This is a genomic window from Kribbella sp. NPDC050820, assembly GCF_040653975.1.
Taxonomy (GTDB): Bacteria; Actinomycetota; Actinomycetes; order Propionibacteriales; family Kribbellaceae; genus Kribbella.
The window spans coordinates 114,463-128,670 of sequence record NZ_JBFAHB010000012.1 but is presented as its reverse complement, the minus strand read 5'-3'; the positions used below and the strand labels follow the sequence as shown (position 1 = coordinate 128,670).

Annotated in this window: 10 protein-coding genes; 8 read left to right on the top strand and 2 right to left on the bottom strand. The window is 70.3% G+C overall.

All coding sequences use genetic code 11. The features are described 5' to 3' along the window. Positions 1–134 precede the first annotated feature (134 nt). The 6 genes from eccCa to AB0H36_RS13935 all read left to right on the top strand — a co-directional run bounded on the left by eccCa (position 135) and on the right by AB0H36_RS13935 (position 9,274). Positions 135–4,160, top strand: coding sequence for a type VII secretion protein EccCa (gene eccCa / locus AB0H36_RS13960; protein WP_360521476.1), 4,026 nt, complete (start codon positions 135–137; stop codon positions 4,158–4,160). After that, the gene (locus AB0H36_RS13955; protein ID WP_360521473.1) at positions 4,157–4,561 is read left to right on the top strand and encodes a hypothetical protein; all 405 of its coding nucleotides are present in this window, start codon (positions 4,157–4,159) and stop codon (positions 4,559–4,561) included. Before eccCa ends, AB0H36_RS13955 begins: the two co-directional genes overlap by 4 nt. A 1-nt stretch (position 4,562) precedes the next feature. After that, positions 4,563–5,612, top strand: a complete 1,050-nt coding sequence (locus tag AB0H36_RS13950; protein WP_360521471.1) for a DUF6177 family protein — start codon at positions 4,563–4,565, stop codon at positions 5,610–5,612. Between the two features lie 28 nt (positions 5,613–5,640). Continuing rightward, entirely contained in the window at positions 5,641–6,963 is a 1,323-nt protein-coding gene (gene eccD, locus AB0H36_RS13945) for a type VII secretion integral membrane protein EccD (protein ID WP_360521468.1), read from the top strand. Between the two features lie 12 nt (positions 6,964–6,975). Then, positions 6,976–8,529: a hypothetical protein gene (locus AB0H36_RS13940; protein ID WP_360521465.1), complete on the top strand. Its 1,554-nt coding sequence runs from the start codon at positions 6,976–6,978 to the stop codon at positions 8,527–8,529. A 184-nt stretch (positions 8,530–8,713) separates the two neighbouring features. Then, positions 8,714–9,274, top strand: a complete 561-nt coding sequence (locus AB0H36_RS13935) for a Rieske (2Fe-2S) protein (RefSeq protein ID WP_360521462.1) — start codon at positions 8,714–8,716, stop codon at positions 9,272–9,274. A 57-nt stretch (positions 9,275–9,331) separates the two neighbouring features. On the opposite strand, the gene AB0H36_RS13930 is transcribed toward AB0H36_RS13935, so the two are convergent. Further along, a complete protein-coding gene (locus tag AB0H36_RS13930) occupies positions 9,332–10,552 on the bottom strand; it encodes a S8 family peptidase (RefSeq protein WP_360521459.1) in 1,221 nt (406 codons plus the stop codon). A 147-nt stretch (positions 10,553–10,699) separates the two neighbouring features. Continuing rightward, on the bottom strand, positions 10,700–11,155 hold the full coding sequence (locus AB0H36_RS13925; RefSeq protein WP_360521456.1) for a DUF6194 family protein: 456 nt from the start codon (positions 11,153–11,155) through the stop codon (positions 10,700–10,702). 82 nt (positions 11,156–11,237) lie between these two features. On the opposite strand from AB0H36_RS13925, the gene uvrC reads away from it, so the two are divergent. Together uvrC and rapZ are read left to right on the top strand one after the other, a co-directional pair. After that, positions 11,238–13,304: an excinuclease ABC subunit UvrC gene (gene uvrC / locus AB0H36_RS13920; protein ID WP_360521453.1), complete on the top strand. Its 2,067-nt coding sequence runs from the start codon at positions 11,238–11,240 to the stop codon at positions 13,302–13,304. Next, the gene (rapZ, locus tag AB0H36_RS13915) at positions 13,304–14,167 is read left to right on the top strand and encodes an RNase adapter RapZ (RefSeq protein WP_360521450.1); all 864 of its coding nucleotides are present in this window, start codon (positions 13,304–13,306) and stop codon (positions 14,165–14,167) included. The genes uvrC and rapZ overlap by 1 nt, the downstream gene beginning before the upstream one ends. Positions 14,168–14,208 lie beyond the last annotated feature (41 nt).

Sequence of the window (14,208 nt, the reverse complement as noted above, 5' to 3'; positions counted from 1 at the left end):
TGCAGACTCGCTGCGCTCGCCTGTACCTGTCATTCGATGACCTCACCCACCACTACAGTGTCTCGCACGTCCGTCGGTAAGAAGTACGAAGTCCCCCGCGCAACCGCGGGCTGGTCCAGCGGAGGAAAACCTTAGTGGCAAGCCGGATCGTGCACCGCCCGGCGCGGCGCACACCTGCCCCCGGGGTGCAGCAGCAGCGCGTGATCGAGGTCGCGCCGAGCCTCGGTGGCGGTGGAGGCGGCGGGGGTGGCGGCGGCGCGCTGCAGATGCTCCTGCCGATGGTGGGCAGCATCGGCTCGGTGGCGATGATGACGATGGGCCGCTCCGGCCCGATGGTCATGGTCGGGATCGGCATGCTGGGGCTGACCCTGGTCGGCTCGGTCGGCGGGATGCTCGCGTCCCGCGGCAGGGGCGGCAAGGACCGCAAGAGCCAGCGCACCCGCTACCTGGACTACCTCGAGCGGATGCGTGACGACTTCGCCAAGGAGGAGCGCAAGGCCCGGGCCCAGGCGCTCGAGTTGAACCCGCCGCCGGACGCGTTGCTCGACTGTGTGACGGATGTCTCCCGGTTGTGGGAGCGGCGCCGTACGGACAGTGACTTCCTGCAGCCGCGGTGCGGCAGCGGGCGGGTGCCGGTGGTGCCGGCGACGGTCGGCCAGGGCGGTTCCGCGATGGAGCCGCCGGACCAGTTCATGATGGCCGAGGCGAACGCGCTGGTCCGCCGGTTCACCGAGATGCCGGACATGCCGCTGACCGTCCCGCTGGACCACGTCGGCAACGTCAGCATCGTCGGGGACCGCGAAGGCGTGGTCCGGATCGCCCGGTCACTGCTCGTGCAGACCGCGGTGTTCCACGCGCCCGAGGACGTCATGATCGCGGCGGCGTACCCGCAGGCCGCGCTGCCGGACTGGCACTGGCTGAACTGGCTGCCGCACGTGCTGGACGCGGAGCGCAAGAACGGCCCGACGCCGTTCCGCCGGATCGCGGAGACTCCGCTCAAGCTGTCGCGGCTGCTCTCCGACGACCTGAGCGAGCGGGTGCAGTGGGCGACCGAGTCGCGCCGCGGGTCCGTGGCCTTCGAGGACCGCCGCCGGCTGACCCGCCGGCTGCTCGTCCTGCACGACACGTACGGCGAGGTCGCCGCCGAGGTCCGCCCGCAGGCCGACGACTCGCTCGTGCCGGGCGAACTCGGCGTCACCGTCCTGCACCTGGTCGCGGACCGGCTGCAGGAGCCGAGCTCGGTGACCATGCGGATCACCGTGTACGGCGACGACGTCCGGATCGAGGACCTGCGCGGCCAGTACCCGATGGCCGCCAGCGGCCAGGTGGACCGGATGGAGGCGCCGATCGCCGAGGGCATCGCCCGGGAGCTGGCGCCGCTGCGGCTGTCCGCGGAGTCGCTGGACGAGGACGGGCAGCGCGACGACGTCGACTTCATGGGCCTGATCGGCATCACCGACGTGGCCAAGCTGGACTTCCACCAGCTGTGGCAGCCGCGGTCGGACCGGGCGTTCCTGCGCGTGCCGCTCGGCGTCGACGACAGCGGCGCCGTCGTACTCGTGGACCTGAAGGAGTCGGCGCAGCTCGGTATGGGCCCGCACGGCCTGTGCGTCGGCGCGACCGGTTCCGGCAAGTCCGAGGTGCTGCGGACGATGGTGATGGCGCTGATGGCCACCCACAGTCCCGAAGACCTCTCGTTCGTCCTGGTCGACTTCAAGGGTGGCGCCTCGTTCGCGCCGTTCGAGCGGGTGCCGCACGTGGCCGGCATCATCACCAACCTGCGCGACGACGCGAGCCTGATCGAGCGGGCCTACAAGAGCCTGGAAGGCGAGGTGCTGCGCCGTCAGCAGGTGCTGAAGGACGCCGGCAACATCGCCAACATCACCGACTACCGGCTGCACCGCCGGCAGAAGCCGGACATGCCGCCGCTGCCGCATCTGTTCGTGATCATCGACGAGTTCGGCGAGTTGCTGAACGAGCGGCCGGACTTCATCGACCTGTTCCTGTCGATCGGCCGGATCGGCCGGTCCATCGGTGTCCACCTGCTGTTGTCCAGCCAGCGGGTCGAGTCCGGCAAGCTGCGCGGTCTGGAGACCTACCTGTCCTACCGGCTCGGTCTGCGGACGTTCTCCGAGGAGGAGAGCCGGACGGTGCTGGACACCACCGACGCGTTCCACCTGCCGCCGCTGCCGGGCTTCGGCTTCCTCAAGGTCGACACGAGCGTCTACCAGCGGTTCCGGGCGGCCTACGTGTCCGGTCCGTACATCCCGCCGAACGACGAGGTCATCGAGGACGAGGGCACGGACGTGCGGCCGCACGAGCTGACGCCGTACCAGCTGTCCGAGGCGGAGCTGGAGGCGGCCAAGCCGGCCGCCGAGGCGAAGGCGACGGAGCGTACGACGGGGCCGACCGAGCTGAACGTGTTCGTCGACCAGGTACGGCGGGCCGCGCAGCAGGTGCTGAAGATCTGGCTGCCGCCGCTGCCGTCCGCGTGCACGCTGGACGCGCTCGGCGGCCGGGCGGACTACGTCGACGGCCGCGGCCTGCAGCTGGCGGCCCGGGCGCCGCAGATGAAGCCGCCGGTCGGTGTCGTCGACGACCCGGCGAACCAGCGCCAGGAGGTCTTCCGGCTGGACCTGACCCGGGCCGGCGGGCACGCCGCGATCGTCGGCGGTCCGCAGTCCGGCAAGACGACCGCGCTGCGCACGCTGGTCACCTCGCTGGCACACACCCACACCCCGCAGGAGGTCGCGATCTACGCGCTCGACCTCGCGGGCGGCGGGATGCAGGCGCTGTCCGAACTGCCGCACGTCGGCGGGGTCGCGCTGCGCACCGACCGGGAGCGGATCCGGCGGACGGTCGAGGAGATCCGCGCGATGATCGACCACCGCGAGCGGGTGTTCCGCAACCACGCCATCGACACGATGGAGGGCCTGCGCAAGGACCACGCGGAGGGCCGGATCCAGGAGCTGCCGACGGCCGACGTCGTCCTGGTGATCGACAACTTCGGCGCGATCCGGACCACGTTCGACGAGCTGGACGAGCCGATCACCGACATCCTGCAGCGGGGCAGCAGCTACGGCGTGCACGTGGTGGCGTCGATGATGCGCTGGAACGACGTCCGGATGCAGAACCAGGCGATGTTCGGCACCATGCTCGAGCTCCGGCTGAACGACCCGTCGGACTCGAGCATCGACCGGCGGCTGCAGGAGGTGCTGCGCAAGGCAGGCGCCGGCCGGATGCTGGTGCCTGGCAGCAAGCTGTACGCGCAGTTCGCGCTGCCCCGGGTGGACGGTGTCGCCGACGACGACAACCTGTCGGAGATCCTCGAGGCCCAGGCGGTGGCGGTGCGGTCCACCTGGCAGGGCCCGCGCGCCCCGCAGGTCCGGATCCTGCCGCTGCAGCTGCCGCGGGACCAGGTGGCCGACGAGGTCCGCGAGCCGGCCGTGGTGCCGATCGGGGTCGACGAGCGCGCGCTGGCCCCGGTGTACCTGGACCTGGGCGGTCGCGACACCAACCTGGTCGTGTTCGGCGACAGTGGCTCCGGCAAGACCAACATGGTCCGGCTGGTCGTACAGCAGCTGATCGAGCGGCACGCGTCCGAGCAGCTCGTGTTCGCGGTGATGGACCCGCGGCGCGGTCTGCGCGAGTTCGTGCCGGAGGCGTACGTCGGTGGCTACGCGCCGACCGGACGGGTCGCCGCCGGACTGGCGGCCGGGGTGTCGCAGGAGCTCGCGAAGCGGATGCCGGACGACTCCGGCGCGATTCCGGAGGCCGGTCAGGGTGGCCCGCGGATCGTCGTACTGGCTGATGACTACGACCTGCTGACGTCGGGTGGGCAGTCGCCGATGGACCCGTTCCTGCCGTACGTCGCGGCCGGCCGGGACATCCGGTTGCACTTCATCGTGACCCGGCGCGCCTCGGGTGCGTCGCGGCAGCTGTACGAGCCGTTCCTGTCCGCGGTGATGGAGTCCGGAGCGGCCGGCCTGGTGCTGTCCGGCGACCGCAGCGAGGGCCAGCTCTTCACCGGCGCGTACCCGGGTGACTACCCGCCCGGCCGCGGCTTGTTCGTACGACGCGGCGACGGACCGCAACTGGTCCAGACGGCCATGGCCGACCCGGTCGAGGCCGCCAGCAACACCAGCGGAGGAAGCAGATGACCTACGACCTGGTCGCACTCGTCGACGGACGTCCGTCGAGTGCCGACGTCCTGGCCGGCCTGGCCGCTGCGGGGGAGGAGCTCGGAGTCCGAGCGGTCAGCGGCGGCGCCGTCGTCCAGCTGTGCGGCGAGGACAACCTGCCGCTGGTGTCGATCGAGCTGCCGCTGCTGATCCAGGTGCCGGGCGAGGTGGAGCGGATGCTCGGCATGACGGTCGGCGTGGTGGACACACCGGCCTGGTGGGTGGAGATCCGGGCGACCGCGCGGGACGGCGCGCGCGAGGTCGCGGAGCAGTACGCGACCACGCTGATCAACCGGCTGGGCGGCAAGGTCTGGACCTCCGAGGGCGTCCGCACCGCCCAGCACGAGGCACCGCAGACCGCGAGCGAGGGAACCGACTGAGATGCCGAACGACCTGATCTTCAGCCCGGGCGTCGACCTGATCACGGAGAACGTCGCCGTCGTCATGCAGGACCGCCCGGTGATCGGCATGTCGGCCTGGCTCAGCGACGCGCTGACGTCGGCGAAGATGGCCCGGCGGGACGTGCAGCTGGTGACGCCGAGGAGCTCGAAGCTGACCTGGCCGGTCCGGTCCACGCTGTTCAAGGGCGCGTTCTCGAAGTGGGTCGTCACCGGGGAGGACGGCGAGTACTTCGACGGGCTGAACGGCGTCCGGCTGAAGTGGAACGGCGACATGTTCATCGCCCGCTCGGCGGTCAAGCCCGGTGAGCAGAGCTCCGACCTGCACCCGGACTTCGTGATCCAGGAAGACCCGTTCGGCCAGTTGCAGTTCACTGTGCGGGTCAGGCACAAGCCTGTCGACAGCCTGATGCTCGGCCGGGTCGCCGAGCGACTGTTCACCGCGGCCACCGGCAACGGTCCGGCCGGCTGGTCGACGTCCGAGCCGGTGACCCAGCCGTGGAGCCCGGAGGCGCTGACCGAGTACTGCCGGGACCGGGCCCCGGAGCCGACCTGGCTGATCCTGGCCGGGCAGCCGGGCGCGGAGTTCCGGCCGTCGGTCGGCACGCTCGAGGCCCGCCGGACCAAGTCCGGCGTGGACGAGACCGTCACGCTGGCGGTCTCCCAGCCCGGGATGGAGTTCCCGAGCATGCACAAGGTCGGCGAGTGGATCGACGAGATCGCCGACGACTTCGAGCTGATCTCGGCGATGGTGATGGGCTCGTACGGCGAAGCCGACGGCACCTACGCGCCGCGCTTCGTCGGGATGGCCTGCCCGATCGGGATGGCCGCCGGGAACGAGGCGGTCCGCGCGTCGAGCCTCAACGAGATGCTCACCGTCGAGGGGATCAGCAAGGCGCTGGCGATCGGGCCGGCGCACGCGCCCGCGGTCTGGTACCCGATCGGGGACGGGCGCAACCCGCGCGACTGGGAGACGTACGCGACGTTGATGAAGAAGCTCATCCCGGCCGACGCGCTGGCGGGCAAGCGGTGACGAACGACCAGAACAGGAGTATGCAGGCATGAGCACCTACAGCCGGGTGACGGTGATTGGCCAGCGCCGGCGGCTGGACGCCGTACTGCCTGCTGACGAGCCGCTCGGCGTGCTGCTCCCGGACCTGCTGCGGATGCTGGACGAGCCGCTGCAGCAGACCCCGCAGCGCCGCTTCCTGACCACCGCGACCGGTGTGCTGGTGCCGCCGGAGGGAACGCTCGCCGCGGCCCAGATCATCGACGGCTCGGTGCTGCGGCTGGCCGCCGAGGGCGAGCTTCCGCCGCCCCCGACCGTGTACGACGTGACCGAGGAAGCGGTCGAGGACCTCAAGCGCCGCGGCTCGACCTTCAAGCCCGCGCACCGGCGGATCCTGGCCGGCGCCGGGTTGGTGTTCTCGGTCGTTGCGGGCGCGATCTCGCTGCTGGTCGCCGCGCCGAACGTGCTAACTGGCGTTGCCCTGTTGGTCTTGGCGGCGATCTGCGCCTTCGTCGGAATCGCCCTCGGCCGGTCCGGCAACAAGGTCGTCGCGATCCCGCTGGTCACGGTGGCGACCGTCGTACTGGCGCTGACTGCCGCGTTCTGGGCGCTGGATGCGGGCTGGAACCTCGGGCTGTCGATCGCGGTCGGCGCGCTGTGCCTGGCGTTCGGTCCGATGTTCTACGCGGCCGCCGGCGTGGCCGGTGGCGGTGTGGTCGCGGGTGCAACGGCGATCTTGTTCGTGGCGATCTGGATGATCGGTGCGGGCACTGGGCTCGACGCGCATCGCATCGGCGCGTTGGCGGCGTTGTTGGCCGTCCTGCTGCTCGGCCTGCTGCCGCGGCTGGCGCTCGCCTTGTCCGGGCTGTCCGGCCTGGACGACCGGCGTGCGTCGGGTCAGGAGATCATGCGCGGTGACGTGCAGGCTGCGCTCAACGCTGCACACCTCGGCCTGGCGCTCGCGGTCGTGCCGATCGCGATCTCGTCCGCGGTCGCCGGGATCATGCTGCTGCGTCAGGGCGGGGCGTGGGCGGTCGCGCTTGCGCTGGTGCTGGCGTTCCTGCTCGCGTCGCGGTCCCGGCTGTACCCGTTGGTGAGCGAGGTCGCCGTACTGTTCGCGGCCGCGTTCACGATCGTGTCGGGATGTGTGCTGATCGCGGCGGTGAACGGTCAGGGCGGCGCGTTCATCGCGCTCGGCCTGCTGGTGCTGGTGGCGATGTTCTGCGCGTTCGGTCTCAGTTTCGCACCGGCGGAGCATGTCCGCGCGCGGCTCACCCAGCTGCTCGACTATCTTGAGGTCGGGGCGATCATCGTGACGGTCCCCCTGGCGCTGGGAGTCTTCGGCGTCTACTTCGACCTGCTGAACGCGTTCTGACGACCGGATGGAATGACTGAATCGAACTGGCAGGGTGACATGCTGCGCCGGATGGCGGAGCAGCCACCGGCCGAAGACCCTGACCGCCCGGACACCCCGCCCGCCCCGCCGCCGGCCCCCGCTGGGCAGGGCGGCGCCGCGATGCCTCCTGCGCCTCAGCAGGGCTATCCGCAGCAGCAGCCCGGCCCGCCGCCGGCGCAGCAGCAGCAGGGAATGCCTCCGCAGCAGGGTCCTTACCAGCAAGGGCCGTATCAGCAGCCGTACGGGCAGCAGCCACCGCCGCCGCCTCCTCCGGAGTACCACCAGCAGTATCCGCAGCAGTACCCACCTCAGCCGTACGAGCAGCAGCCACCGCCACCCCAGTACGCGCCGCAGCAGCCGCCTCCGCAGTATTCGCCGGAGCAGCAGTATCCGCCCCAGCACTACCCGCCGCAGCAGCCCTATCCGCCGGAGCAGTACGCGCCGCCGCCGTACCCGCCTCAGCAGGGTTATCCGCCGCAGCAGGGGTATCCGCCGGAGCAGTATCCGCAGCAGGGGTACCAGCAGCCGCCGCCGTACCAGCCTGGGCCGTACGACCAGCAGCAGTACGCGCCGCCGCCGTACGAGCAGCAGCCGCCGTACGAGCAGTACCCGCCGCAAGGGCAGCATCACCCGGGGCAGGTGCCGCACGAGGACTACTACGACCAGCAGCCGCCACAGCAGCACGGCGGAGGCTGGGCGGAGCCGCCACCGACTCCGCAGTCGGACCAGATCGGCACGCCGATGCCCGAGCCGGAAGGGGACTCGGTCTTCCGCCGGTTCCGCCGGATCGCCTCCGAAGCGGCGTACCTGGTCGGCGCCTCGGGCCGGATGCAGCGCGACGTCGACAACATCGCGACCATCCGCCGGCCGATCGCGATCATGCGCCGGATCGGCGTCCTGAGCCCGGTCACCAACGGCGGTACGTCGACCGTCACCGCATTGCTGTCCACCATGCTGGCCGCGCAGCGCTCCGACCGCGTCGTCGCGGTCGACGCCGACCCGAGTGGTGCCGAGCTGTCCCGGCGGCTGGAGCAGTCCGTCGGAGCCGGTCCGATCGAGCGCGTGACGCTGGTGCGCAGCGAGGGCACCGCCGACGCCGTGCGTACGACGCTCGCGGAGGCGCAGGGCCAAGGGTCGCGGGACGTCGGGCTGGCCGTGGTCGACTGCCCAGGCGGCATCTTCGACGAGGTGGGCAGCGAAATGGCCGGCTCCGGCCACTGCGTTGTCGTGGTGCTGCCGTCCGTGCAGCACGTGGCGGAGTACTGCCTGTCGCAGCTCGACCAGCTCACGCCGGACGGCCAGGACGTGCTGCTCAATCGCGGCATCATCGTCATCACCGTTGTCGAGAACGTCGATCCGGCGTCGGTGAGCTGGCTGGTGGCGGCGTTCCGCCAGCGCGGGATGGTGCCGGTCGTGCTGCCGTTCGACCTGCACATCGCGCAGTCGTGGCCGCTGTACAGCGAGCAGTTGCAGTCCGACACCCGCCGTACCGTCCTCGAGCTGGCCGCGCGGGTCGTGGAGACGGTCACTCGCACTGCCAGCTGACCCACAGGCGGTTCACAGCAAAGCCTCAACTCCCGGTTGAATCCTGAAAAGGTGCTCGAACGCTGAACCGTTCGGGTGATCCGGTCGTTTGTCCCGGTATCCGCCCCGTACTCGAGGGGCCGGGTAGAACATGAAGAAGCAGAGCGTTCAACTACTTTGACGGAAGCTCCTGGAGGTCCAGTTCATGAGCGATGACACCATGGCCCCGCCGACGACCCCTGAGGCCGGGCCTGCGGCGGACGACCTGCGCAACCGGAGGTCGGTGCTGCGCTGTGCCGCGATGGTCGCGCTGGCCGGCGCCGGCGCGCCGATCCTGGCCGCCTGCGGTGGGGGAGACGACGCGGGCTCGGCCGGCACCACCGGGACCAGCTCGGCCCCGACGACGAGTGCACCGTCGTCGAGTGCGCCCTCGTCGACCGCCCCGTCCTCGAGCGCTCCGGCGACGACGGCGAGCGGGACGGTGCTCGGTCCGACATCCGACGTGCCGGTGGGTGGCGGGAAGGTGTTCACCGAGGCCAAGGTCGTGGTGACCCAGCCGTCCGCGGGCCAGTACAAGGGCTTCTCGGCCGTCTGCACCCACCAGGGCAACCCGATCGGCTCGGTGGAGGGCGGCGAGATCGTCTGCCCGTTCCACAACAGCCACTTCAGCATCACCGACGGCAGCCCGGTCAGCGGCCCGGCCCAGAGCCCGCTGCCCGCCGTCAACGTCGCCGTCCAGGGCAGCAACATCGTCCAGTCGGCCTGAGACAGGCGAAGAGCCCGGGCCTCGGGGGACCGGGCTCTTCACCTCCAACAGAACAGATCAGCCCTGGGCGGCCGGGTCGGCCTTCCCGACGAACAGCAGCTTGTTCGGCGAGCCCTCGCCCGGGTCGCCCACCTTGTCCGGCGTGGACGCGCCGACCAGCGCGGTCGTGACATCGGCCGGCGTGGCGTCCGGGTGGTCGGCCAGGTACAGCGCGATCCCGCCGGCCACGTGCGGCGTGGCCATCGACGTACCGCTCATCTTCGCGGTCGACTCCGGGTCGGTGATGCCGACGGACTCGACGTCGACGCCCGGTGCGAACAGGTCGACGCACTTGCCCCAGTTCGAGAACGACGCCTTCTGGTCCTGGTCGTCGGTCGCGCCGACCGTGATCGCGGACGGCTCCCGGGCCGGCGAGCCTCCGCAGGCGTCCGAGCTCTCGTTGCCGGCAGCAACGGCGTAGGTGATGCCGGCGTCCACCGACGCCTTCACGGCCGCGTCCAACGCGTCGTCGGCGCCGCCGCCGAGGCTCATGTTGGCGACCGCAGGCTTCTTCGCGTTCTTGGTCACCCAGTCGATCCCGCCGATCACCGACTCGGTCGAGCCGGAGCCCTTGCAGTCGAGCACCCGGACGCCGAACACCTTGGCGCCCTTGGCCAGGCCGTACGTCGTACCGGCGATGGTGCCGGCCACGTGGCTGCCGTGTCCCATGCAGTCGACGCCGTTCTGGCCGTCGCCGACGGTGTCGGTGCCGACCGCGGCACGGTCGCCGAAGTCCTTGTGCGCGGCGTAGATGCCGGTGTCGATCACGTAGACGTTGACGTTCTCGGCGGCGCTGGACGGGGTGAACTTCGTGTCCAGCGGCAGGTCGCGCTGGTCACTGCGGTCGAGGCCCCACGGCGGGTTGTCCTGGCTGACCGTGATCTTCTGGTTCTGCTGGACGAACGCGACCCGCTTGTCAGCGGCCACCTTCTTCGCCTGCTCCTCGTTCATCGTCGCGGAGAAGCCCTTGACCGAGGCGTCGTACTGCTTGCGTACCTTCACCTTGTAGCTGCTGGCCAGGCCGGCGTTGGTGGCGCGGGTCTCGGCCTGGCTGCGCTGGCCGGCCAGGACGACGATGTAGCTGTCCGGGATGGCGTTGGCGCTGCCGGCGGCGCGGATGCTGACGCCGGCGTCCGGTGCGGCGTCGCTACCGGCTGCGGTGGCGACGATGCCGGTGGCGGCGAGCGCGGATGCGGCTAGCGCTCCCAGCACGGCCCGCGGTCTGCGGATGGGGGACATGGGCGGCTCCCTCGAGTCAGCGCAAGGCCCAGTTGCCTCACGCAAAGGTCCTGCGCATCTACCCTGGGTCACACGCTACGGAGTCCGCTCATCCCAACCGGGGGTCAAACCGGGCTTATGAGGCAAGCCGCAACACGACCGCAAGGTTCAGTTGGTTTGGCGGGCCCGGTGCTTGGCGTACTTACGCGCGGCGAACTCGTAGGCCTCGTCGAGCAGGCCCTGGAGCGGAGCGAGGTCGGTGGGGGAGACGATGCAGACCCAGTACTGCGAGGCATAGAACGGGTGCGGCATCAACTGGTCACGGGCGGCGTAGTCATGGCCGGAGTCCAGCACCCAGTCCGCGTCCCGCTCGGTCGGCACGGCGCCGAACAGCGACGTGTACGTCGCCTTGGTCAGGCCGAGGTTGAGTCGCCATGCTCCGGGCTCGTCCAGCCGGGACACCTTCTCGTAGTGGTCGCCGGTCACGATGGTGGCGAACGGCTGCTGCCGCTCGGGTGGCAGGTCGCCGTCGGGGTCGTAGAGGTAGAACAGGTCGTCCTGCGCCTCGAGGATCCGGACGCCGTCGTACCACTTGATCAGGAGGTCCATCTCGTCGACTGTCATGCCTTCAAGTGTGTCATTGAAGCTGCAGTAGAAGCTTTGACGGAATTCCGACTTTGTCCGTGCGGCGAACTAGGGTGGATGGGTGGCTGATCCGTCCTCCTACCGTCCCGCTCCAGGGTCGATCCCCGACTCGCCTGGCGTCTACCGCTTCAGCGACAGCGCCGGGCGGGTGATCTACGTCGGCAAGGCGAAGAACCTGCGGGCACGGTTGTCGTCGTACTTCCAGGACGTGGTGAACCTGCACCCGCGGACGCAGGCGATGGTGACGACGGCCGCGAAGGTCGAGTGGACGGTGGTCGCCAGCGAGGTCGAGTCGCTGCAGCTGGAGTACTCCTGGATCAAGGAGTACGACCCGCGCTTCAACGTGAAGTACCGCGACGACAAGTCGTACCCGTGGCTCGCGATCACCCTCAACGAGGACTACCCGCGGGTGATGGTCGGCCGCGGCCAGAAGAAGAAGGGCGTGCGGTACTTCGGCCCGTACAGCCACGCCTGGGCGATCCGCGAGACCGTCGACCTGCTGCTGCGGGTGTTCCCGATGCGCTCGTGCAGCAAGGGCGTGTTCAACCGGCACCGCCAGATCGGCCGGCCCTGCCTGCTCGGCTACATCGGCAAGTGCGCGGCGCCGTGCACCGGCCAGGTCAGCCAGGACGAGCACCGCAAGATCGTCGACGACTTCGCCGCGTTCCTCTCCGGCCAGACCGCGACGTACGTGCGCCGGCTGGAGAAGGAGATGAAGGCCGCCGCGGCCGAGCTCGAGTACGAGCGGGCCGCCAAGATCCGGGACGACCTGGCCGCCCTGGAGAAGGCGCTGGCCAAGAACGCGGTCGTCCTCGGCGACGGCACCGACACCGACGTGATCGCGCTCAGCGAGGACCCGCTCGAGGTCGCCGTCCAGATCTTCTACGTCCGCGGCGGCCGGATCCGCGGTGAGCGCGGCTGGATCGCCGACAAGGCGGACGGTACGGCGACCACCGGCGACCTGGTGTCGCGGTTCATCCAGCAGACGTACGCCGGTGACTCGGGCGACGCGATCCCGCGGGAGATCCTGGTCCCGACCGAGCCGGAGGACACCGACGCGCTGACCGAGTGGCTGTCCGAGCTGCGCGGCTCGAAGGTCTTCATCCGGGTCCCGCAGCGCGGCGACAAGAAGGCGCTGATGGAGACCGTCGAGCGGAACGCGCTGCAGACGCTCACCATGCACAAGACCAAGCGGGCCAGCGACCTGACCACCCGCAACCAGGCGCTCGAGGAGATCCAGGCCGGGCTCGACCTGCCCGAGGCGCCGCTGCGGCTGGAGTGCTACGACGTCTCCAACCTGCAGGGCACCGAGGTGGTCGCCTCGATGGTGGTGTTCGAGGACGGCCTGCCGCGCAAGAGCGAGTACCGGCGGTTCGTGATCAAGGGGGTCGACGGGCAGAACGACGTCGCCTCGATCGCCGAGGTGCTGACCCGGCGGTTCAAGCGGCTCCTGGACGAGCGGGCCACGCTGCAGGACGACGAGGACCCGGCGGCCAACCTGATCGACCCGGAGACCGGCCGGGCCCGCAAGTTCTCCTACGCGCCCGGGCTGGTCGTGGTCGACGGCGGCCCGCCGCAGGTCGCGGCCGCGCGGCAGGCGCTGGACGAGCTCGGTCTCGGCGACATCCCGGTCTGCGGCCTGGCCAAGCGGCTCGAAGAGGTGTGGCTGCCGGACGAGGAGGACCCGGTCATCTTCTCCCGGACCTCCGAGGGGCTCTACCTGCTCCAGCGGCTGCGCGACGAGGCCCACCGGTTCGCCATCACCCACCACCGCAACCGGCGGTCGAAGTCGATGGTGGAGAGCGTGCTGGACGAGGTTTCCGGCCTCGGCGAGGTCCGCCGCAAGACCCTGCTGAAGCACTTCGGCTCGCTGAAGAAGTTGCGCCAGGCCACCATCGACGAGGTGGCCGCGCTGCCCGGATTCGGCCGCCGGACGGCGGAGTCCGTCGTACTCGCGGTGAACGCTGCGGCAACGCTGTCTAACCCTGGGGGTCTGGAGGCCGAAACCGGCCGGGCGCCCGCGGTGAACATGGCCACGGGCGAGATACTGGACGACGACGTCCCGGCGCCGGCCGGACAACGGTCGGTGGAAGCGGCCGACGGGGATCCAGGGAGAACAGAGAACTGATGGACGACGCAGGCAATCTCGTCATCGTGTCCGGCATGTCCGGCGCGGGGCGGAGCTCGGTCGCGGACGTGTTGGAAGACCTCGGCTGGTTCGTGGTGGACAACCTGCCGCCGATGTTCCTGACCACCATCGTCGAGCAGGTGGTCGGCACCGGCGCCGCGCCGCGGCTCGCGGTCGTCGTCGACGTCCGGACCGGGATGTTCTTCGACGAGCTCCCGCAGGCGGTGCACGACCTGCGGCTGAAGGGGTACCGGCCGCTGACGCTGTTCCTGGAGGCCTCCGACGACGTGATCGTGCGGCGGCAGGAGAGCGTTCGCCGGCCGCACCCGCTGCAGGGCGAGGGCCGGCTGCTGACCGGGATCCAGCGCGAGCGCGAGCTGCTCGGCGACATCCGGGCCGGCGCCGACCTGGTCATCGACACCTCGAACATGAACATCCACCAGCTCGCCGCGAAGATCGTGAACGCCTTCGGCGACGAGGAGAACGTCGAGCTGCGGGCCACCGTCGTGTCGTTCGGGTTCAAGTACGGCATCCCGGTCGACGCCGACGTGGTGGCCGACATGCGGTTCATCCCGAACCCGTACTGGCAGCCCGACCTGCGCCCGATGACCGGACAGGACCGTCCTGTGTCAGACTTCGTCCTCGGCCATCCGCTGGCCCAGCAGTTCCTGCAGAACTACGTGGACGTGCTGGACACCCTGCGGACCGGCTACCTGAACGAGGGCAAGCGCTTCGTCACCGTCGCGATCGGCTGCACCGGGGGTAAGCACCGCAGCGTCGCGATGGCCGAGGAGATCGCCCGGCGGCTGCGGGAGAAAGGGTCACCGACCTTGGTGGTACACCGGGATCTGGGGCGGGAGTGAGCCAGAGTCCCTGGGACATCCCTGCCCGCGAAGAGCACGGG